This window comes from Frankia sp. AvcI1 (assembly GCF_001420875.1).
Lineage (GTDB): Bacteria > Actinomycetota > Actinomycetes > Frankiales > Frankiaceae > Frankia > Frankia alni.
The window spans coordinates 39,330-61,200 of record NZ_LJFZ01000021.1; the positions used below are offsets into that span (position 1 = coordinate 39,330).

Genomic DNA, 21,871 nt, shown 5'->3' on the forward strand with positions numbered 1-21,871 from the left:
AGCCCACGGCAGGAGGAGGACGCCGTGTGGGTCGTGCCGCAGATGGGGGTGGCGCTGCTGGACGAGGAGCCCCTCGCCGCCGTCGACGCGTCGTGACCTGCCCGAGCCCAAGGAGCCCGCGATGACCGCAGCCGTCCTGTCCGTCTCCGCCACGGACGCCGAGTGTGTGACAGCGATCGGGCGCGCGCTCGTCGCGGCCGGTCCCGGGGACACCGTGGCCGTCCGGCCGGGGGTGTACCGGGAGTCGCTCGTCTTCACCCGCGACGTGGTCCTGGTCGCGGAGGAGGGGCCGGGCAGCGTCGTGATCGAGGTGCCCACCGGATCGGCCCTGCTGTGTGCGGGCGGCGACATCCGGCTGCGGGACCTGACCGTGCGCGGGGGCGACGAGGAGCTGCCGCTGGTGCAGGCGGCGGGCGGGCGGCTGGGGCTGGACAACTGCCAGCTCGAGGCCACCGCGTCCGCGGCCCTCCATGTGCGCGGGGGACGGGTCGGGGTGCGCGCCGGCCGGATCGAGAACGCGCACGGTTCCGGGGTGGTGGTCGACGCCGGCGTCGCCGAGTTCACCGAGGTCGCCGTGGAGGCGACCGGCGGACCCGCGCTCGTGGTGGCGGGCGGCGCGGCGCCGACGTTCCGGCACTGCACCTTCGCGGGCCTGGACGGGTTCGGGGTCGTGGCGACCGGCACCGGGGCACCGCGGATCGAAGGCTCCCGGATCAGCTCGGCGAGCAGTGTCGCCGTCCTCGTGCAGCAGGAGAGCCGGGCACGGCTGGTCGACACCCAGATCGACGGCAGTCAGGTCGGCCTCTACGTCTCCGGCCGGGCCCAGCCCGTTCTGGAACGGTGCCGGCTGGGGAAGGTGACCGCACACGGCGTGATCACCGTGGAGCAGGCCGCGCCGTCCCTCGTCGAGTGCCTGATCGAGAACTCGGCCGGCCACGGGCTGCACGCCACCGGCCGGTCGGCCGCCGAGCTGCGGCACTGCGTCGTGCGGGCCAGCGGCGCGGCCGGGGTGGTCGCCGACGAGACGGCCCGGCCGGTCCTCGTCGGCGGGGAGCTCGCCGACTGCGGTGACGTGGGCGTCCTGCTGCTCGGCGAGTCGGCGGCCCGGCTGCGCGGCGTCCGCATCCACGGCAGCCCGATCGGGGTGTCGATCGAGGGCTCGGCCGCGCCGCTGCTCGGCGGGCTCGACCTCGGCGACGTCGCCTACGGGCTGNACGCCGCCGGTGGTGCCGGCCGGTTCGAGGACGGCCGCGTGCGTGGCGCCACCCGGGCCGGGGTGCGGTTGGCGGGGGCGGCCACGACCGAGCTGCACAACTCCACGCTGACGCAGTGCCGGATCGGCATCGAGATCACCGCGGCGGCGCGGCCCTCGATCGCCGGCGTCGAGGTCGACGGCGCGCGCGACGCCGGCATCCTGGTCCGCGACGCCGCCCACCCGAACCTGTCCCGCATCCGCGTGCACGGCACGGCCGGCCCGGGACTCGTGCTCGAACCCGGCACACGGGCAACGGTCTCCGACGCCGAACTCGTCGGCAACGCCGGGCCCGGCGTACTGGTGGAGACCAACCGGCCGGTCGTCATCCAGGGCGGCGTGATGCGCGGCAACGGCGGGGAAGCGGTGCGGACCGCGACGCCGACCACCGAGCTGCGCATCAGCGGCGTCGAGACCGGCCACAACAACATCGAGCTTCCCGCGCCGCCCCCGGCCCGCGTGGCCGACCCCGCGCCCCAGTCGCCGCATGACGCCTCGGATCGGGCCGCCGCCGACTGGTCGCCCGCGGACCCCGGCGCCGTCGATCGGGATGCCGACGCCGCCTCGCGCTGGGCACCGCAGCCGGCGGACCGGCCGCATTCCCCCGCGGGGGGTGACCCGACCCGGATGCCGGACCCCTCCCCGCCGTCCCGGACGGGAAACCCCGCGGGCTCACCGCCTCCCGCCGCACCGCCATCCGCCGCACCGGAGAAGGATCCGGGCGATCCGATCGCCGTCCAGCGGGAGCATTCCCGCCCCGACCCGGGTTCCGTCGGCGGCGGACCGTCCGCCGACCCGCCGGACGGGTCGAATCCGGTGACCGCGCTGCTGGCGGAGCTCGACGCGCTGGTCGGGCTGGAGGGGGTCAAACGGGAGGTGGCCACGCTCGTCGGGCTGCACCAGGTGGCCAAGCGGCGCCAGGAGGCCCGGCTGCACGCGCCGCCGATGTCACGGCACCTCGTCTTCGCCGGACCGCCGGGAACCGGCAAGACGACCATCGCCCGGCTGTTCGGCAAGATCCTGGCCGCCCTCGGGGTGTTGCCCGGCGGGCAGATGGTGGAGGTCGCCCGCGCGGACCTCGTCGCGGAGCATGTCGGCGGGACGGCGGTGAAGACCACCGCCAAGTTCGAGGCGGCGCTCGGCGGCGTGCTGTTCATCGACGAGGCCTACACCCTGTCGCCGGCGGACGGCGGCGGGCACGACTTCGGCCGGGAGTCCATCGACACGCTGGTGAAGCTGATGGAGGACCGGCGTGACGAACTCGTCGTGGTGGTCGCCGGGTACTCGCCGCAGATGCGCACCTTCCTCGCTGCCAACCCGGGCCTGGCCTCCCGGTTCTCCAAGACCATCGAGTTCGAGAGCTACTCCAGCACCGAGCTGGTCACCATCGTCGAGCGGCTGTGCCGCAAGCACCACTACGCCCTGGAGTACGAGACGCAGGAGGCCCTGCGCCNGCACTTCGACACCCTGCCGCGCACGGAGACCTTCGGCAACGCCCGGGCCGCCCGCCAGGTGTTCGAGGAGATGCTGGGCCGCCAGGCGTACCGGCTGGCCACCACCCCGGACGCCCCCGAGCTGGAGCTGGCCCGGCTGCTGCCGGAGGACCTGGCCGAGACCNCCGCTCGCGGCCGGGACGCGGCGGCGGGCCAGCGTCAGGTGGTCGACGCCCTGATGCAGCGGCTCGACGCGATGATCGGCCTGGACGAGGTCAAACGCGAGGTCGCCGACCTGGTCGACCTCATCGCCTCGGCCAAGGCCCGCGCGGAGGCCGGGCTGCCGGCGCCGTCGATGTCCCGCCACCTGGTCTTCGCCGGGCCACCCGGGACCGGCAAGACCACGGTGGCCCGGCTCTACGGCGAGCTGCTCGCCGCGATGGGCGTCCTGCGCACCGGGCAGATGGTGGAGGTGTCGCGCGCCGACCTGGTCGGGCAGTACGTCGGCCACACCGCGGTGAAGACGACGGAGGTCTTCAACAAGGCCCGTGGCGGCGTCCTGTTCATCGACGAGGCGTACGCCCTGTCGTCCTCGCGCGGCCAGGGCAACGACTTCGGCCGGGAGGNGATCGACACGTTGGTGAAGCTGATGGAGGATCACCGCGACGAGATCGTCGTCATCGCCGCCGGCTACACCGGCGACATGAAGCAGTTCCTGGCGAGCAACGCGGGGCTGGCGTCCCGGTTCAGCCATCAGATCCGGTTCGCCTCCTACTCGGCGGACGAGCTTGTGGCGATCTTCGAGAATCTCGCCCGCGCCGGCGGCTACGAGCCGCACGGCGGCACCCTGCAGGTCCTCCGGAAGCATTTCGACACGCTGCGCCGGGATGAGACGTTCGGCAACGGCCGTTACGCCCGCCAGCTTCTGGACAAGGCCATCACCCGGCAGGCGAGCCGGTTGCGCAAGATGCCCGATCCGACCGTGGACGACCTGCAGAACCTTCTCCCGGGCGACGTGACGGCGGCTCTCGCCCGCTGAGGAGTCCCGGGGACGTCGCCTGGATGTTCACCGGCCACGGTCAGATCCGGAGCGTGNAATGACCCAGTCGCCCCTGGAACACGGGTGGGAGGCCGTCGTCCGCTACCGGCCGTTCTGCCTCACCGTCACCCTCGGCGTGACCCCCCTGGACCTGGTGGAGCGGTACGGGGCCGATCCGACGACGGCCCGCCTCCTTGCCGTCGGCGAGACCTATGCCGTCATCCAGCCCGCCGACCGCTCCCTGCTCGCCAGTGGATCCCTCGGGGACTGGGCGTTCGGCCTCGAGACCATGGGGGTCGAAGGGCTGGATCAGGTCACCGGCCTCTAGTTGCGGGACCAGTGTTGAAAGTTCCCCCCGTTGCAGTCCTGGGTGTAGGCACGTNCCTGCCCGTTGCTGTCGAGGCACTCCCCGGTGGCGACGTTGGTGAACTGGTAACCGAACGAGTTGGTCGCGAAGCTCCAGGTCAGGCTCGCCTGACTGGCGCAGGCCGCGGTGTACACCGAGCCCTGGTACTTGGTGCCGTCCGACCCGATGTTCGACCTGGCCCCTTCGCACAGGCCCGTCGCGAGGTCCTTGAGCTGGTATCCGCCACTCGCCTGCACCAGCTTCCACCGCTGGTAGTCGCCGCCGTTGCAGCCCTTCGTGTAGGCCGCTCCGGAGGCGTCGCTGTCCAGGCACAGACTGGTCGACACGTTGACGAACGTCCAGGAGGTCTGCGGCCCCGGCGCCGGGACGGCGGTGACCCGTGGGGCCGGGGCCGGGGCGGGGGCTGCGGCGGGGGCAGGCGCGGGCGCCGCGGCCGGGGCCACTTTCGGAGCGGCTGCCGAAGGCGCCGGAGCTGGCCTGGCCGGGTTGGCCGGGAGCCGGCTGGCCTGACCCGCGGGAGTGACCGCGGCCGGTGGGACGCCTGCCGGAGCGGAGGTGGCCGCCGGAGTCGGCGGGTCGGAGGTGGCCGCCGTGCCACTGGTCAGGTCGATGGCCTCCGACGTCGCCGGCCCGGTCGGCGGTCCGGTCGGCGCAGCGGTGCGCTGTGGTGTCAGTGGGACGGCGGCGGAGGAGGCCAGGCTGGGGGAGTCCGAGTTGTCGACGCCCAGTGCCACCGCGGTGCCTCCCACCGCGAGAGCCACCAGGATGCCCACGGAGCCGATGAGGATCTGCCGTCGGCGCCGAGCGCGTGCTCGCCTCNCCGGGTCGGCCGTCTTGTCCCCGTCCTTGCCGCGTTCCTCGCGTTCCTTGTTTCGGCCCCGGCCCCGGCTCCGGAGGCGGCCCTGGCCGTCCTGGTTCTCGCCGTCCTGAACCCCGGGGCCGGCCGGCGGTCCGGTGCCGTCGTCCGCGCCGGCTGCGGGCTCACCGGTGTCGGTGCCGGGGGCGGTGCCCGCTGGGGGAGTTCCGTCCTGGTCGACCGCACTCACCGCCCCGACCGGCGGGCTGGCAGCGCCCTGCCCGTGATTGCCGGAGTCGGCGACGAGGGGGAGAGCCGCCGCGGCGGGGGAGGCCTGCCCGGCGGGGACGGGAGTGGTCGGCCCTGGGGGCGCCGGTGGCGGGAGGGCGGCGGGAGCCAGCAGCGCGGCGACCCCGGCCGCGCCGAGTGCCACGACGTGCTTGGGATGCGCGTCGACGACGGTGGGGCGCCCCGTCGCCGCCTCGATCATCCGGGCCACCAGCGGGATGCGTGAGGAGCCGCCGGCCAGCAGCACCGCCGACAGGTCGTCGGGCCTGACCTCGGCGGAGCTCAGTGCACGGTGCAGCGCCTCGACCGTGGACTCGATCGCAGGTCGGATCATCTCCTCGAACTGNGCCCGGCCGAGCTTGACGTCCTGACGGATTCCCGGCAGCAGCACCGGGATGACCGTGTCCTCGTCGGCGGACAGGGCCTCCTTGGCCAGGACACACTCCTGACGCAGCCGCGACAGCGCCACGGCGCTGTCGCGGTCGCGGGGATCGGCCGCGGTGACGGCGCCGTCGAGCTCCCGGTCGACGTGATGGAGGATCGCCTCGTCGAAGTCCGCGCCGCCCAGCCACTCGATGCCCTCCGGGTTNCCGAGGATCCGCGCCTGGCCCGCCTCCATCCGCAGCACCGCGGCGTCGAACGTGCCACCACCGAGGTCGTACACGGCGATGACGTCGCCGTCGGACAAGCGCCGGCCGGTGGCGTAGTAGGTCGCCGCGGCCACCGGCTCGGTCACGAGGGTAACGTCGACCAGCCCGGCCAGCCGCGGGACCTCGTCGAACTGCTCCATGCGGTAGGGCCCCCACACGGCCGGCCGGGTCAGGACGATCTGCTGCGGAGGTCCACCCTGCAGCCGGATCGCACTGCCGACCGCGTCGCGCAGCACTGCGGCCAGCAGCGCGGCCGGCGAGTACGGCGCGTCGCCGAGGAGTACCGGGGTCGGATCGCCCAGCCGGCGCTTGAACTCCCGTGCCGCCCGATCGGGTTCCCTCAGGGCGCGGCGGTCGGCCGCATCTCCGGTCAGCAGGTGCCCGTCGCGGCCGGCGTAGACGACCGTGGGGGCGACGATGCTGCGATTACCGAGGCTGACCATCTCCCTGCGGTCGGGCCAGCCGATCGCCACCGCGGTGAAGGTGGTCCCGAGATCGATGCCGAGGCCGTACGTCACCGGATCGGACTCCGCCGGGGTGAGNCGATCGATCGCATGGTTCCTCCCGAAATGTCTACCTCTAGCAAGCTACCTGGGGTATAGACCACGGTCTAGTACGTCCCCGGAACATCGGCCCCCGACTGGTCTCGTCGCGTCGAGGAATGGCTTCTGAGCTGGGCGGACCGGGCAGGTCACGGGGATGTTCCGCTCGACGGGAGCAGATGTCCTTCGGCGGCAACCGACAACGCCTTCTCCTACATTTCATCTGTCGGACATTCTCCGTCCGAGCCCTTTTTCGGTAAGGGGAGGCGGGGGTGGCATCCCGGTCCCGGCGGGGAAACACTCCCACCAAGGTGGGGCCGCCATGATCGTCTGCTGGCATGCCTGAACCGGGGACCGGTCTCGCGCCGTGCAGTGAGCATGCGAAGAGGACTGCGGTGAGCGGCACCATCGAGTTCGACTCGGCCAAGTACGATCAGTTGATCGGCCAGCTGGGTGGAACCCTGCAGGAGTTCACGGACGGCGCGGCCGGTCCGTTGCCGCTGACGGCCGACGTGCAGCTTCAACCGGCTGGTCAGACCTGGGCGCCGGCCGTCGACCTGGTCGGCGCCGGTACCTCGCTGTTCGGCATGATCAGTGAGACCAACGACTTCCTGGTCAACGGGGTGACCGACCTGCGCGCGGCCCTGGCTCAGGGACGATCGATCTTCAACGACACGGAGGACCTGGCCACCGTCACCGCGGAGCAGTTCGACCAGGCGGTGGGGCATCCACTGGGCACCNTGCGCTCACTGGGCACCGTGCGCAGCCGGCGCGAGGGTACCGAGCAGTTGTGAGTGAGCCGGGGACGCTGACCGACTTCGCCTCCGCGCTGGCGGCTGTCACGGGTGTCAAGGCGGATCTGNGGGGTGCCGCGTCTCCGGTCGGTGGCTGGATCACCTTCGGCACTCCCGGATGGTGGACCTACGGCCCCTTCGGCAGCCCGCTGTTCACCGTCGGCCTCAACATCCAGGCGTTGGCGGACTGGGGTTCCGCGGTGTCGACCCTGGACGGCATCGTCGACGAGCTGGCCGCCGGGACACTGGGTCTCATGGACGTCCGGCGGCTGTGGGACGCCGAGCAGACGGTGCGGCTGCACACCGACCATCTCGGTGCGGCCGGCGGCGACCTGACAAACGCCGCCCAGTTGTTCGGTGGCGGCGACGCACCGGCCGCCGGGACCGCGACGGGGGAGATCTTCACCAGTGTGAACGCCTTGGCCGAGGCTGTGTCCGCCTATCACGACTTACTGGCCGGTCCACCGACGATCGCCGACACGCTGCACACCGTGGGCGAGGCGCTGGCCACGTTCGGCCGGGGGATGGCTGACGCCTACCAGAAATCAGCGCTGCACAACGGGCCCGCCGACGGGATCAACNCTATCGCGGCCAACATGCAGAACTATCTTTTCGGTCAACCGGTGACGACGGCGACGGTGGCGCAGGTTCTCGCCGGTTACTCCTCGTCCGCCGTGGGTGGACTCCCGAGCGGGATGGCCGACTTCGGCGGCGATCTGGCCCAGCCCCCGGTGTGGAGCGCCGCCAGCACCGCCGTGACCACCTGGATCGACGGCGAACTCGACACGCTCGACGCGCGAGCCCGGGAACTCTCGACCACGCTGCAGGACGCCTATCAGACCGCGACGGAAAGGCTGAACAGCGTGGCGGGAACGAGCGGCCGGAAACAGTTCCGCCGGTCGGAGAAGCCCCAGGACGGCGAGCCCACCGAGGGCAGAGTCAATCCGCTGACGCCGGGCCTGCGCAGTCGATCGGTGGAGGCGTCGAACGAGGTGGTGCCCGGGCGGGCGGGGGAGCCGCTGACCCAGCGGGGTCGGGAGCCGGCGGGGGCGCTGTCGGGCATGGTGAGGCGCGGGCAGGACGCGACGCTCCAGGTGAGTCAGGGGCAGCCGCTGCCCGGGCCGGGTGACAGTCAGGGCCAGAACACCGAGGCGTCGGGAACGCCGACGCCCGCGGGAACGACGACGCCCGTAGCCGGTGAGGTGCGGGAGCGTTCGGACGTGTCGGATCCGTTGGCCGCGAGGACGCAGGAGCAGACCGAGCAGACCGAGCAGGTGGAGCGGAAGGTCGAGCCGTTGACCCCACGGGGTCGCGAGGCGGACGTTTCGGATCCGCCGGCCGCGCGGACGCAGGAGCAGACCGAGCAGGTGGAGCGGGGGGTCGAGCCGTTGACCCAACGGGGTCGTGAGCCGGTGGGGGCGCTGTCGGGCATGGTGAACGGTGGGCCGGACGCGACCCTCCAGGTGAGTCAGGGCCAGCCGCTGCCCGGGCCGGGTGACAGCCAGGGCCAGAACACCGAGGCGTCGGGGACGCCGACGCCCGCGGGAACGACGACCAGCCCGGTGTAGGCGCCACGGGCGTGGCGGTGGGTGCGGAGCCCGCGCGTTTGCCCACCCCGAAGCCCGGCGAGTCCGTTCCATGGGTGCCCTGTGCGGCCCACCTGTGAACCAGGCGGCCNGACAGGGCCGTGCTGCGGCCAACGGGCCCGCGCCGGTGGACCCGACGGCAAGCTGTTCCGGCAAGTCTGGAGGTACTGGTGACCCTGGAGGTACTGGTGACCGAGGCCCCGCCCAGCGTCGTGTCGGCGGGAGGCATCGACGGTGTCGCTTCCGACGCTCGTGACGAACGGATGGCCGACGCCTGGCATCGGGCGCTGCTCGGCCTCGCCGGCTTCCTGCCCGACGAGCTGATCAGCGCGGCGCGTTTCCGGCTGGCGCAGGGCCGGCGGTTCGACCTCGCCCAGGCGATCACGCTTGCCGTGGCCGCCGGCCGGCTCGACGTCGGCGGCGCCGAGATCGGGCTGGCCCGGGAGGAGTTCAGGGCCGCCGGGCAGGAGCAGGACGGGCGGCTGGGAGCGCTGGATACCCTGCCCATCGCCGAGCGTCCCCTGACCGCCTGGGAGTTCCGCTCCGGTGATCCCTACGCCGACGGGACGGCGACATCCCTGCCCGTCGATCTGACCGCCGGCGTGGGGCCGTCCGAGCTGGCCGACACCGAACAGGCGATTCTCGCGGCTGTCCTGGCCGAGCCGGACGCCGCCGGCCTGTGGCGGACCTGGCGGGTTCCGGCCGCGGGCGAGCCCTGGGCGCCGCCGAAGCGGGTCTTCGCCGTCACGATCGAGGCGGGTACGCGACACCCGGCCGAGGTGACCGCACGGCTGCAGACCGCGCTGGCCGCCGCCGGGGAGCCCGACCCGCAGGTCGAGGTGAGCGTCGTGGGTGCCGAAACGCCCTCCTACCAGACCCTCGCCCGCCTGTGCGGAGCCCTGCTCTGGTCGCGTGAACCGGCGCTCGGCGTGTCGGTCGCCCGGGTGTTCGACGCGGCCGACCCGGTCACCGGACCGCACTTCGCCCCGGACCGGCCCCGGATCACCAACGTGGCCGTTCGGGCCCGCCTGCTCGGCTACCTGGACAACGGCGTCGCCCTCTTCGGCGGCTCCTCGCCGATGCCGGACCTCCTCGACCCGGCCCGAGGGGACGTCGTGCCGGGCACGTTTCGCACGGACGGCAGGTGGGTGTGGACCGACGCCGTCGGCTACTACCTGCGCGAGTACGGCATCGCGCCGGAGCAGGGGTTCCGGTGGCACCTGGAGCACGGCGAACCCGCCGAGCGGATCGACGAGGTCGTCCTGCACCGCGTGCTGGCGGCCGTGNTGAGTCGGCGGCCGCAGGACGAGGGAGCGTCGATCGTCCCGCCGTCGGGCGAGTCCGTCGCCCGGACGCGTCGTGACCGTGGGGGACCTCGGCGCGGGTCCGGGCCTCGTGAGGACCCGACATGAAGCCGGCTACGCCATGAGCCTCGCCACCGGCTATCTCGTCGGTGCCGAACCCGCCACCGCCACCGCCACCGTGCCCGTGCCCGTGCCTGTCGCCGATGCCTGGCCCGACTGGGCTGACCGGTACGACGAGACCGAGGCCGTCGACCATCACCCGGGACCCGGCGCGGGGTCGGGTCCGGATCCGGTTCCCCTCGGTGCGGTTTCCGGCTGGCTGTTCCCCGAGACGAGCGTCGGATGGACCGCCGCGGGCCGGCCGGTGCCGCGGCTGGTGGCCTCGCCGTCACCGGCCCCGCGGGATCGCGCCGGACGGGCACGGGCAACGCCCCCGCAGGAGCCGACGGAACCGATCCTGGCGCGGCTGCTCGAGGGCACCCTCGCCACCGCCGCCGGTCGGTTCTTCGAGCCGGACCTGGCCGCTGCGACGCGGCTGCCGGTGGCCCCACCCGGGATGTTCACCGTTCACCTGGGCACCGGCCCGGCAGGCTTCCAGGTCAACGGTCGCCCCGTCCCGCCCGCACTGCTGGCCCGGCTGATCCGTGCCTGTCCCGAGTGGCGCGGCCGGCCGCTNCTGGTCCTGGCGCATCCGCAGCCGGCGCCGAACCGACTGGCCGCCCTGGCCCGTGCACTGCTCACCGGGGTCGGAGTTCCGGTGTACACCGCGGACGCCGGTGTCCTGCTGCTGCCGGGCGGGGCCATCACCGGAACGTCGTTCCGCCGATGGTCCGTGCCGGCCGATGGGCGAAACGAAGCGGAAGCGTCGACGGCCGTCGGCCCGTGGCTGCCGCACGAGGGGCTCGCGACGGCGCGCGCGGGCGAGCGCGCTGCACCGGTTCGCACGGCCGAACCGGCCGAACCCAGGCCGCTCCCCGTGCCGGCGATCGCGCCGGTGCCGCTACCTGCGGCGCTTGCCACGCCGGCTGCAGGGCAACCGTCCGCTCCAGGTCCGATTCCGCCTGTCGTCCGGCGCGCCCTTCCCACGGCGACGCCCTGGTCACCGCCGGTTCCCGCATCCCCATCCCCGCCCCCCGCTTCCCCGCCCCCCGCTTCCCCGCCCCCCGGGTCCGGTCTCCAGGGGCCCTCCGCTCCGGTCGAGCGGTCGCCGGCGCAGGCACCCTCGCAGGGCACGGATCCGGGGGCCGACGTGGGCGGCGGGGCGCGGCCCGGCTCGCGTCGGCATCGGCGGACGCCGCCCGCTGACACTCGCACCCGGCCCGCGGCGGCTCCGGTCCGCTCCGCGGTGGAATCCGCGGTCGAGGAGGCTCCAGGCCACGGCCGGGACTTGGCGGCGGCCCCCCACCACGTCCCCGGTAACGCGCCTCCTCTGCCCGACCCGACCGAGGCCACGGCCACCGACAGCTCCGCGGACGGGACCCACGAAGCGGCGCGCGTGCCCCGTCAGGTCGCCGGCGACGGCAGCTTCGAAGGGGCGCACGCCAAGGGCGACCGGTTCGGGAGCGACCGGTTCGGGAGCGGCCGGTTCGAGGGAGGCCGCTCCGGCTGGGACGCCGCCGGTGGCGGCTTCGGCGCGGACCGGGCTGACACCGGGCACCTCCTGCCCTGGCTCGCGGTGCTGCCGCGGGTGACGGTGGAGGACCGGGACCGGCTGCGGACGCTGCTCGGGTGGCGTTACGAGACGCACGCACGCGCCGTGATGGGCGCCCTTGCCCTGCAGCCGGGCCTGCGGGCGGGAGCCGGCGCGGACGACCTGCTGGCCGGGCTGGTCGCGGTCCGCGCCTATCTCTCGGCGGCGGGACGGCTCGACTCCGCCGGCCGGTCGGTGAACGCGGCGCTGCGCAGCGCCGAGCGGCGGCCGGACGACGACGGCCTGATCCTGCTGGCCCGCTGCGTCCAGGCCGGCCTCGGTCGGCTACCGGCCGTGGTGGGCCCGGTGTTCCGCCCGGCGGCTGCGAGCCCGGACGTGCTCTCGCGTCACCGGCCGGGGGACATGCTCGTCGAACCCGCCTTCCTCGAGGTGTCGACGGCCCCCTGGGAGCTGCCGGGACGCACCGTGGAGTACGTGATCTGGTCCTCGACGGCCCGCCGGACGACGTGGCTCGGTGCGGACGCGACGCCGGGCGGTTCGTCGTGCGAGGCCCTGTTCGTGGCCGGCACCCGGTTCGTCGTCCTCGCCGTCGACCGGGCGACCGAGGACGAGGACGGCCGCGCCGGAGCCGGCGAGGCCCCCACGCGGGTGCTGCTGCGCGAGGTGGTCGGTGGCCGGGTCGACGCCGCGCTGGCGCAGCGCGCGCTCGGGCGGCTGCGCGACGTGCTCGCCGACCGGCCTCCCGCCGCGAGCGGGGCGGGTGCGCCCGGCGGGCCGGACGGTGCGCTGCCCGAGCGACTGCGGTTCGCCCTCGGCGTCGGCGCCGGCGGCCGCGCCTTCGCGCCCGACGGCGCCCGCCTGGCCGACGCCCTGGGACCGGCCGCGACGACGTGACCCCGCCACCCGGCCCCGGCCACCCGGCCACCCGGCCACCCCGCCACCCCGCCCCAGGGAGCCTCGCGATGACCGCAGCCGTTCGGTCCGACCTCGCCGCGCCGGCCGAGGGTGCGGCGCAGATCGCCCGGGCGCTGGCCGTCGCCGATCCGGGCGGCACGGTGGCGCTGCGCCCGGGCTTGTACCGGGAGTCACTCGTCTTCACCCGGGACGTGACCCTGGTCGCGCGCGAGGGCCCGGGCAGCGTCGTGATCGAGGTACCGCCCGGGGGGACCCTGCTCGTCGCCGACGGGGACATCAGGCTGCGGGGGCTGGAGATCCGTGGCGGCGACGAGCGAGCGTCGCTGATCCGTGTTGTGGGTGGGCGGCTGCGGATGGACACCTGCGATCTGCGGGCGACCGCGGCGGTGGCGCTGCACCTGCGCGGCGGGCGGACCCGCGTGGTCGGGGGCCGGATCGGCAATCCCGCCGGCGCCGGGGTGGTGGTCTCCGCCGGCCTCGCCGAACTCGTCGGCGTCGCCCTGGCGGGCATCGGCGGTGCCGGTCTGACCGTGTCGGGCGGGGCGACGCCGATCCTGCGCGGCTGCGCGTTCACGGACGTCGAGGGCGTGGGTGTGCTGGCGGCCGGGACGGGAGCGGCGCTGCTGGACCGCTGTCGGATCAGTTCGCTGTCCAGCGCCGCGGTCCTCGCCCGGGCGGACTGCCGCCTGCGGATGGTCGGCTCGCTGGTGGACGGCGGTCAGGTCGGTCTCTATGTCGCCGACCGGGCCCGGCCGACCGTCGAGAACTGCCGGTTTCGCGACACCGCCGGTCCGGCGGTGGTCACCGTGGACCTGGCCGCGCCGAGCCTGGTCGCGTGCGTGGTCGACAGCCCCGCCGGCCACGGGCTGCACGTCTCGGGTCGGTCGGCGGCCGAGATCCAGCGCTGTGCGGTGCGTGGCAGCGCTGCGGCGGGGGTCGTCGTCGACGGTGACGCCCGCCCGACCCTCCTCGGCGGGGAGATCGTCGGCTGCGGTGACGTGGGGGTCCTCCTGCTCGGCGCCTCGACGGCCTGCTTGGACGGCGTCCGCGTGCACGGCAGCCCGCTCGGGGTGTCGGTCGAGGACGCCGCGGCGCCGCGGCTGGTCGGGCTCGACATCGGCGACGTCGACGTCGGCATCCAGGTGCGGGAGTCGGCGCATCCGCGGCTGTCCCGCAGCCGGGTACGCGGCACGGCGGGCGCCGCCCTGGTGCTCGGACCCGGTACCCGGGCCACGGTCACGGACACGGAGCTGGTGGGCGACCGCGGGCCCGGGGTTCTGGTCGAGACGGACCGGGCGGTCTCGATCGACGGCGGCGTGATCGGCGGCACCGGCGGCGAGGCGGTACGGCTGGCGACGCAGGCGTCGCGGTTGCGGATGCGTGGCGTCGCGACCCGCCGGGACGGCGTTCCCGGCACCATTGCAGGTCCGGGTCCGGGTCCGGGTCCGATGGCGATCCCGGCGGGCCGCACCGCGTCCCGTCCCTGACGCGCCCTACAGGACGGTCAGCTCCGCCTGCCGGCGCAGGGTCCGCAGTGCGTAGTGCACCCGGCTCTTCACCGTCCCCTCGGGGATGCCGAGGGCCGCCGCCGCCTGCGCGCAGGTGCGGTCGCGCAGGTAGACCTCGACGAGGGCGGCCCGGTGCTCGGGCCAGATCCGGCCCAGCGCCGCCTGCACGGTGGCGGCGACCAGCACCGATTCGGCGTGGTCCGGCTGGGCCTGGACCTCGGTGTGCTCGGGCTCCAGCTCGAGTTCGGTCAGCCGGGCCCGACGTCCCCGGTAGCCGTCGACGACGAGGTTGTGCGCCACCCGGCGCAGCCAGCCGTTGACCGAGCCGCGCTCGGGGGTCAACCGGTCGAGGTGGTGCCAGGCGCGCAGAAAGGTCTCCTGCACGACGTCCTCCGCCCGCCCGCGGTCGCCGCCGGTCAGCCGGGTCGCGTAGGCGAGCAGGGTCGTCCGGTGCAGGCGCACGAGCTCGTCGAAATGGTCATCCGCCGTCCGCGGTTCCACCGACACCGCAGGCCGTTCCACCGACATCGCAGGCGGTTCCACCGTGTTCGCAGGCGATTGCGTCATGCTACGACCGTCGCCGTTCGGCGCCGCGCCCGATACCAGGCGCTCCCTACGCCTGCGGGGGCGGACCCGATCCGGCCGGAGGGCTAGCCCTACCTCGGCGGGGCCGGATACCTCCTGCGGCGTAGGCGGGTACGCCGCAAGGAGGACGTCGGCGCCGCAAAGATCGCTCTGTGGGCCGTCGTTGCGACGTTGCCAGCGGATTAGGTTCGGCACTGCTGGACTTGGATCCCTAGAGATGGGCGATCAGCAATGATCGAGGTGCAAGGTCTCACCAAGCGCTACGGCGAAAAAGTCGCCGTGTCGGAGCTGAGTTTCACGGTCCGGCCGGGCATCGTCACCGGATTTCTCGGTCCGAACGGATCGGGAAAGTCCACGACGATGCGGATGATCGTGGGTCTGGACCAGCCGAGCGAGGGCAGCGTCCTGATCAACGGGCAGCGGTACCGGGATTTCCGGGCACCGCTGTGCGAGGTCGGTGCGTTGTTGGAGGCGCGGTCGGTGCACACCGGTCGGTCGGCCTACAACCACCTGCTGGCTCTCGCCCAGACCCACGGCATCCCGCGCCGCCGGGTCGCCGACGTCATCGAGCTCGTCGGGCTGGGCGGCGTGGCGCGCAAGCGGGCCGGGGGCTTCTCGCTGGGCATGGGGCAGCGGCTGGGCATCGCCGCGGCGCTGCTCGGGGATCCCGGGACGCTGATCCTCGACGAGCCGGTCAACGGTCTCGACCCGGAGGGCATCCGCTGGATCCGCACCCTGCTGCAGGATCTGGCCGCGCAGGGGCGCACGGTGCTGGTGTCGTCCCACCTGATGAGCGAGATGGCGCTCACCGCCGAGCATCTCGTCGTCATCGGGCAGGGCCGGCTGATCGCGGACATGTCCGTCGCGGACTTCGTCGCCGGCGCCTCCGAGAACGTGGTGCACGTCCGGTCGCCGCGCGCGCCGGAGCTGCGGGATCTGCTGCTGTCCGCGGACGTGACGATCCGCGCGGACGGCGCCGACGTGCTCGAGGTGTCGGGGCTGCCGAGCGATCGGATCGGCGAGGTCGCGGCCGCCGCCGGCATCGCACTGTCCGAGCTGACGCCGCGGCAGGCGTCGTTGGAGGAGGCGTTCATGGCGCTGACCCATGACGCCGTCGAGTACCACGGCGGCTCGGCGGCGGCGCTGCCGCACCAGCCGGGGGACGGGCCGGCGCAGGCGGCGGGCGGCGCCCGCCTGGAGACGCACGGGGCGGGAGCGAGATCATGACGACGGTGGCGGACGTGCGACNGGTGCGCGGCGAGCTGACGGCGCAGGCCNGCTACGGGGTCACCCAGCGCCGGGTCCTGCTGTCCGAGTGGACGAAGCTGCGGTCCCTGCGCTCGACCCTGTTCTCCCTGCTCGCGGCGATCGTCTTTGTGGTCGCCCTCGGCATCCTCATCTCGTGGGCGCAGGCCAGCCACTGGGATCAGGAGTCGCCGATCGACCGGCTCACCTTTGATCCGACGAACACGAGTCTGAGTGGCGTGTTCCTCGCNCAGCTCGCGATCGGCGTGCTCGGCGTGCTGATGTTCAGCGGGGAGTACGGCACGGGCATGATCCGCGCGACGATCACCGCGGTGCCCCACCGCCTGCCGGTGNTGTGGGCGAAGTCGATCGTGTTCGCGGTCGTCACGCTCGTGCTGATGACGGTCTCGTCGTTCGTCGCCTTCGTCGGCGGCCAGGCGATGCTGTCGTCGAAGCACATCGACACCACGCTCGGTCATCCGGGTGTCCTCACCGCCGTGTTCGGCGGCGGCCTCTATCTGACGGTCGTGGCCCTGCTGGGGGTCGCTCTCGGCGCGCTGGTCCGCAGCACCGCCGGCGGGATCGCCACCCTGTTCGGGGTGCTGCTGATCCTGCCGCTGATCGTCAACTTCCTGNCGTCGAGCTGGTCGAACAACATCGACCCGTACCTGCCCAGCAGCGCCGGCCAGGACATCTTCACCGTCGTGCGGGACTCCTCCTCGCTCGGGCCCTNGACCGNCTTCGGGCTGTTCTGCGGGTACGCGGCGGTGCTGCTGGCCGCCGCGGCGGTGGTCCTGCGGCGACGGGACGCCTAGCCTCGTGGCCTCCTCGGCGCGGGGCACCGGTCGGGGCATCCGGCGGGGCATCGGCCGGGCCCTCGGGCAGGGCATCGGTCGGGCCTTCGGGCGGGTCGTCGCGAGCGCCACCGCGAGCACAATGGAGCCCGTGGCCCTCGACGTGGCTGTCGACGATCTGCCCGGCCCGCGCAGCCCCGGTCGGCTGCTGCGGCTGCTCGCGGCGCATCCGACCGGGGTCGACGCGGCGATCGTGCTGCCGTGCGCGGCGCTGGCGCTGATCGCCGCGGTGCTGCATCCCGAGCGGCAGGCGCCGGGCCTGGTGTTCGCGGCCGTGCTGCTGGTTCCGCTGATCTGGCGGCGGTCGCGGCCGCTGGCGGTGTTCGCCCTGCTCGCCGCGATCGCCTTCGTCCAGTGGCTGCTCGACGTGACCTCGCCCGGCGACGCGGCGCTGCTCATCGCCCTCTACTCCGTCGCCGCGGCCCGGCCCCGCCGCTGGACGTTGCTCGCGGCCGGCGTCACCGAGCTCGGGGTGGTGCTGGCGGCGGTGCGCTGGGGCGGGCCGCCGGTGCGGGAGATGTTCAGCGCCTTCGTGTTCCTCACCGGCATGATGATCGCGGCCTGCGCGACCGGGGTGAACATCGGTGGGCGCCGCGCGCGGCTGGCCTACCTGGAGGACCGCGCGGCCCGCCTCGAACGCGAACGCGACCAGCAGAACCGCCTGGGTGCCGCGGCCGAACGGGCCCGCATCGCCCGCGAGATGCACGACGTCGTCGCCCACAATCTCTCCGTGATGATCGCCCTCGCGGACGGGGTGGCGTTCACCCTCGACACCGACCCCGCCGAGGCCGGCCGGGCGGTCCAGGCCGTGTCCGACACCGGCCGGGAGGCGCTCGGGGAGATGCGCNGGCTGCTCGGCATCCTGCGCGACGACGCGCAGCAGGACACCCGCGCGCCCCAGCCCGGTCTCGGTGACCTCGACCGACTGGTCGAGCAGGTCCGGGCGACCGGCCTGCCCGTCACCATGGAGATCAGCGGCGAGCCGCTCGTGCTGTCCGGCGGCGCCGCGCTCAGCGTCTACCGGCTCGTCCAGGAAGCCCTGACCAACACCCTCAAGCACGGCGGGCCCGCGGCGACGGCACAGGTCCGGCTGCGGTACGGCGCCGGCGCACTCGAGGTCGAAATCCTCGACGGCCCCGGCGGTTCTGGCGTGCCCGGCGGTTCTGGCGTGCCCGGCGGCTCCGGGGGGCAGGGGCTCGTCGGGATGCGGGAACGGGTGGCGGCCTTCGGCGGCATCGTGGTCGCCGGGCCGCGGCCGACGGGCGGCTGGCGCGTCCACGCGCGGCTGCCCGCCGATCCCGAGCCGGTCGCGTCCGCCGACGGCGCCGTGCCGGGCAACCCCGCCCAGCACGGTCCTGCCCAGCACGGTCCCGCCCAGCACGGTCCTGCCCAGCACGGTCCTGCCCAGCACGGCCCCGCCCAGCACAGCCCCGCCCTGGGCGGCGCGATGCTGGGCGGCCCCGTGCCGCGGCCGGTCGCGGCGCAGCGGGTGGCCTCGTGACCGTCTCGGTCCTGCTCGTGGACGACCAACCGCTGCTGCGCCTCGGCTTCCGGATGGTGCTGTCCTCGCAGCCCGATCTGACCGTCGCCGGGGAGGCGGGCGACGGCGCGGAGGCGATCCGGCTGACCGCCGAGCTCGCACCCGACGTCGTGCTCATGGATGTCCGGATGCCCGGAATGGACGGGATCGAGGCGACCCGTCAGATCATCGCCGCCGGCGGGACGGCCCGGATCCTCATCCTGACCACCTTCGATCTCGACCAGTACGCCTACGCGGCCCTGCGTTCGGGTGCCAGCGGCTTCCTGCTCAAGGACGTGCGTCCGGCGGACCTGCTGTCCGCGATCCGGGCGGTGGCGGTCGGCGACGCGGTGGTCGCGCCGAGCATCACCCGCCGGCTGCTCGACACCTTCGCCCATCGGCTGCCCGACCCGGACAGCCCGCGCGCTCCCGCCGATCCCCGCCTGGCCCGCCTCACCGACCGCGAGCTGGTCGTCCTGGGCGAGGTCGCGGCCGGACACTCCAACGCCGAGATCGCGGCGCACCTCGTGCTGTCGGAGGCCACCGTGAAGACCCATGTCGGCCGGATCCTCGCGAAGCTGGAACTGCGCGACCGCGTGCAGGCGGTCGTCTTCGCCTACGAGACGGGCCTCGTGCGCCCCTCCGACCGGCCACCCACCCAGCCGGGGACGACCTGAGCGGCGCCTGACCTGCCTGACCTGCCTGACCTGCCTGCCCTGGCAGCGGCTCCCTGCGCAGGCCGGCGCCGACCTCCGCTGCGGACGAGAACCCGCTGCGGTTAGGGTGATTAGAGGTGTTCGTCCTGATGTGAGGGGGCTGGCCGCGGTGACGGGAGCAGGCGAGCGGGACCCGGCGGGCGGGCGGTGGTGGCAGAGTCTCGTCGAGGAGCGCAGCCCGGTGGATCTCCGGACGGACCAGCCGCATTCAGCCCGGATGTACGACTACTACCTCGGCGGAAAGGACCACTTTCCCGCCGATCGGGAAGCCGCCGAGCAGGCCCTGATCGCGTCCCCGAACGTGGCCACCGCCGCCCGGACGAGCCGGGCTTTCATGACTNGGGTGGTGCGCTTCCTCGCCGGTGAGGTCGGGATCCGCCAGTTCCTCGACATCGGCACCGGCATCCCCACCTCGCCGAACCTGCACGAGACCGTCCAGAGCATCGCCCCGGACTCGCGGGTCGTCTACGCCGACAACGATCCGATCGTGCTCACGCACGCCCGTGCCCTGCTGGCCAGCAGCCCGCAGGGCGCCACCGCCTACCTCGACGNCGACCTGCGCGACCCCGAGCGCATCCTGGGCGCCCCCGAACTGCGCGACACCCTCGACCTGCGCCGGCCGGTCGCCCTGTCCCTAATGTCGATCTTCCACTTCATCCCCGACTCCGACGACCCGCACGGCCTGCTGCGCCAGCTGCTCGAGGCGCTGCCGTCGGGCAGCTACCTCGTCCTGAGTCACGGCACCGGTGACATCGATCCGGCGGTGGCGGCCGCGGCCGAGGCCTACCGGCGCCGCGGCATTCCCACCCGGCTGCGCAGCCTGGCCGAGGTCGAGAGCCTGTTCGCCGGGCTGGAGCTGGTCGAGCCCGGGGTGCAGCTGGTGCACCGCTGGCGTCCCGACGGCGCCATCCCGGCCGACCTGACCGACGCCCAGGTCAGCGCCTACGGCGGCGTCGCCCGCAAGGTGTAGTCGCGTCACGGCACGTGGAGGGGCCGGGGCCGGTACCCAGGGGAGCGGCCGGCGACCACGGTGACGCCCTCGCGGTCACCGTCCCCGCCGCCAGGCCTCCCGGGCCGCGCTCCGGGCGGCGTTGTCGGGGCGCCCCACGTCGTGGACGGCTCGGTCCCCGAGGGGCAGGGCCAGCCGGGTGCTGGTGGTCCAGCGCCGGGCCGCTCCGGTGCTGCCCTGGTAGCGAAGTCCGCCCTCGCTCCCGGNCCGCGGCGGCCGGGGACGAGGGCGGGCCGGATCCACCCCGATGCGCACCCGGACCGCCACCCGCTCGTCGGACTCCTGGCAGTCGACCGCGGCCACGACCTCCGAGCTGCCCATGCTGCCTGAGAGCCACAGCTCCCGACCGTCGCCCGTGACCAGGGCGTACTCGACCCGCTCGTCCCACGCGTGCCGGGCCGCCGGGTCAGGCGCCCGCGGGAGCCGGCCCCGGTGGGTCAGCAGGCGGTGTACCAGCCAGTCGGGTTCGGGGACCTCGGCGATCAGCATTCCGGCCGAGGTCGGTCCCGCCGAGGACGCTGCCGCCGAAGTCGATCCCGGCGAGGACGGTCCCGCCGAGGTCCAGGCGTCCTGGGGATCGGCGCCCGGCCGGTGGACGTCGAAGGACAGACCCCCGCGGAAGTCCCGGGCGACCCTGGCCCGGACGGTCACCAACAGCAGGTCGGCCGCCTCGCCCTGGTACGCCCGGTCGGCGTGGGACGGCCAGCCCTCCCACTCCGACCATGGACCCGGACCGGCGGGCCGATCCGCCAGGGAGCACAGCACGAATCGCACATCCCCGTCGCGGGGAGTGCTCGCCTCGGACCACGCTCGCCGCAGAGCATCACCGCGAGGAACGAACGACCAGGTCCGATACCACCGGAGAGGCCCGGTGACCACCGTCAACCGCCGACCGGCATCCATCGCGTCACCCACCGTCCGAGCAGCCCTGGACATCCACGTGATTTCGTCATACTAAATGAGGGGCACCGGAGGCCGGTGGGGCCGGCGAGCGCCCGATCGAGGCTCGACCGGCGTGNGAGCGGAGGCGACGACCGATGAGCACAAGCAGTCACGACAGGGACCCCTACGCGTTACGGGACAGGATTCTGGCGCTCGATCCCGTCGAGAATGCCCGGGAGATCGCCCATCTTTTTCACCGCGACTTCCAGCGGGCCCTGCTGCCGCAGATCGCGACCGGCTTCTTCGCGACGATCTCGCCGCCCCGGATGACCCGCATCCTGATTCGCACCGGTGAGCTGGAGTTCCGGAACCNCAAACGGCTGGTGGACCAGATGCTCATCCACCATGAGATGCTGACCCACGGATTCGTGCCGGGTCGGGGGCGCGACGCGCTGCGGCGGATGAACGAGATGCACCGCAAGTACGCGATCACCGCGGAGGACTTCACGGCCGTGTCGGTCGAGACCACCCTCGGCCAGCTCACGGCGGCCCGGGAGTACGGCTGGCGGGAGCTCACCGAGCACGAGGTGCGCGGCGTCGTCGAATTCGAGCGCGTGCAGGCCCTGCACATGAACATCCGGGACGTGCCCGCCACCGTCGCGGAGATGGTCGCCTTCCGCGACGACTACTTCGACCGGCAGGTGNGCTTCGCCCCGGCGAACCGGCGGCTCGCCGAATCCGCGCTCCGGCTGCTGGCGACCGTCGTGCCGGCGCACATCGCCCCGCGGGTGGAGAAGGTCCTGATGAGCCTGACCGATCCCCGCATCGTCGCGGCCCTGGGCTACGACTATCCCGACGCCGCCTACCGGGAACGGGTTCACCGCGCCACCCGCGAGCACGCGGCCCAGGACGCCACCGACAAGCGGGCGCCGAAGG

11 protein-coding genes and 12 pseudogenes are annotated in these 21,871 nt (G+C 73.8%); 22 read left to right on the forward strand and 1 reads right to left on the reverse strand.

Translation table 11 applies throughout. The annotated features are described in order from the left end of the window. Nucleotides 1-121: 121 nt before the first annotated feature. The 9 genes and pseudogenes from UK94_RS59700 to UK94_RS20490 form a co-directional block, all read left to right on the forward strand. A partial coding sequence (locus UK94_RS59700) for a right-handed parallel beta-helix repeat-containing protein (RefSeq protein WP_235488915.1) occupies nucleotides 122-1,213 on the forward strand: 1,092 nt, incomplete at its 3' end. A gap of 1 nt (nucleotide 1,214) precedes the next feature. After that, nucleotides 1,215-2,705: pseudogene (locus tag UK94_RS59705) on the forward strand (AAA family ATPase); the annotation flags it as partial. Nucleotide 2,706: 1 nt separating this feature from the next. After that, a pseudogene (locus UK94_RS59710) lies at nucleotides 2,707-2,869 on the forward strand (hypothetical protein); the annotation flags it as partial. Between the two features lie 171 nt (nucleotides 2,870-3,040). Next, nucleotides 3,041-3,311: AAA family ATPase (locus UK94_RS59715; protein WP_235488977.1), on the forward strand; the 271-nt coding region annotated here is incomplete at its 3' end. A gap of 1 nt (nucleotide 3,312) precedes the next feature. Next, nucleotides 3,313-3,724: pseudogene (locus UK94_RS59720) on the forward strand (sporulation protein); the annotation flags it as partial. 3,038 nt (nucleotides 3,725-6,762) lie between these two features. Beyond that, nucleotides 6,763-7,107 (forward strand): hypothetical protein (locus UK94_RS20470; protein WP_235488917.1); only part of this gene is annotated, 345 nt, incomplete at its 3' end. Nucleotides 7,108-8,917: 1,810 nt separating this feature from the next. Then, on the forward strand, nucleotides 8,918-10,033 hold a 1,116-nt coding region (locus UK94_RS20480), incomplete at its 3' end, for a hypothetical protein (protein ID WP_235488920.1). A 1,513-nt stretch (nucleotides 10,034-11,546) separates the two neighbouring features. After that, entirely contained in the window at nucleotides 11,547-12,596 is a 1,050-nt protein-coding gene (locus UK94_RS59725; RefSeq protein WP_235488998.1) for a hypothetical protein, read from the forward strand. A gap of 68 nt (nucleotides 12,597-12,664) precedes the next feature. Next, nucleotides 12,665-14,104, forward strand: a complete 1,440-nt coding sequence (locus UK94_RS20490; RefSeq protein ID WP_011604123.1) for a right-handed parallel beta-helix repeat-containing protein — start codon at nucleotides 12,665-12,667, stop codon at nucleotides 14,102-14,104. Nucleotides 14,105-14,110: 6 nt separating this feature from the next. On the opposite strand, the gene UK94_RS20495 is transcribed toward UK94_RS20490, so the two are convergent. Next, a complete protein-coding gene (locus tag UK94_RS20495; RefSeq protein WP_235488922.1) occupies nucleotides 14,111-14,692 on the reverse strand; it encodes a sigma-70 family RNA polymerase sigma factor in 582 nt (193 codons plus the stop codon). A gap of 249 nt (nucleotides 14,693-14,941) precedes the next feature. Here UK94_RS20495 and UK94_RS20500 point away from each other — a divergent pair, with 249 nt between their 5' ends. The 13 genes and pseudogenes from UK94_RS20500 to UK94_RS59770 form a co-directional block, all read left to right on the forward strand. Beyond that, nucleotides 14,942-15,937 carry an ATP-binding cassette domain-containing protein gene (locus tag UK94_RS20500; protein ID WP_055751136.1) on the forward strand — a complete coding sequence of 332 codons (996 nt, stop codon included), beginning with the start codon at nucleotides 14,942-14,944 and terminating at the stop codon, nucleotides 15,935-15,937. Nucleotides 15,938-16,017: 80 nt separating this feature from the next. Then, nucleotides 16,018-16,205 (forward strand): annotated as a pseudogene (locus UK94_RS59730) (ABC transporter permease); the annotation flags it as partial. A gap of 1 nt (nucleotide 16,206) precedes the next feature. Then, nucleotides 16,207-16,308, forward strand: a pseudogene (locus tag UK94_RS59735) (ABC transporter permease); the annotation flags it as partial. Between the two features lies 1 nt (nucleotide 16,309). Beyond that, nucleotides 16,310-16,590 (forward strand): annotated as a pseudogene (locus UK94_RS59740) (ABC transporter permease); the annotation flags it as partial. A 1-nt stretch (nucleotide 16,591) separates the two neighbouring features. Continuing rightward, a pseudogene (locus UK94_RS59745) lies at nucleotides 16,592-16,687 on the forward strand (ABC transporter permease); the annotation flags it as partial. Nucleotides 16,688-16,694: 7 nt separating this feature from the next. Beyond that, nucleotides 16,695-16,770 (forward strand): annotated as a pseudogene (locus tag UK94_RS74500) (hypothetical protein); the annotation flags it as partial. Between the two features lie 4 nt (nucleotides 16,771-16,774). Further along, on the forward strand, nucleotides 16,775-17,656 hold an 882-nt coding region (locus UK94_RS59750), incomplete at its 3' end, for a histidine kinase (protein ID WP_235488925.1). 1 nt (nucleotide 17,657) lies between these two features. Further along, nucleotides 17,658-18,310, forward strand: a pseudogene (locus UK94_RS74505) (two-component sensor histidine kinase); the annotation flags it as partial. After that, entirely contained in the window at nucleotides 18,307-19,005 is a 699-nt protein-coding gene (locus tag UK94_RS20515; RefSeq protein WP_011604128.1) for a response regulator transcription factor, read from the forward strand. The pseudogene UK94_RS74505 and the gene UK94_RS20515, both read left to right, overlap by 4 nt. Before the next feature lie 130 nt (nucleotides 19,006-19,135). Next, nucleotides 19,136-19,384, forward strand: a 249-nt coding sequence (locus tag UK94_RS59755) for an SAM-dependent methyltransferase (RefSeq protein WP_235488927.1), incomplete at its 3' end; no start/stop codon positions are given. A gap of 1 nt (nucleotide 19,385) precedes the next feature. Then, a pseudogene (locus tag UK94_RS59760) lies at nucleotides 19,386-19,595 on the forward strand (SAM-dependent methyltransferase); the annotation flags it as partial. Between the two features lies 1 nt (nucleotide 19,596). Further along, nucleotides 19,597-20,014 (forward strand): annotated as a pseudogene (locus tag UK94_RS59765) (SAM-dependent methyltransferase); the annotation flags it as partial. 1,313 nt (nucleotides 20,015-21,327) lie between these two features. Continuing rightward, a pseudogene (locus UK94_RS59770) lies at nucleotides 21,328-21,639 on the forward strand (hypothetical protein); the annotation flags it as partial. Nucleotides 21,640-21,871 lie beyond the last annotated feature (232 nt).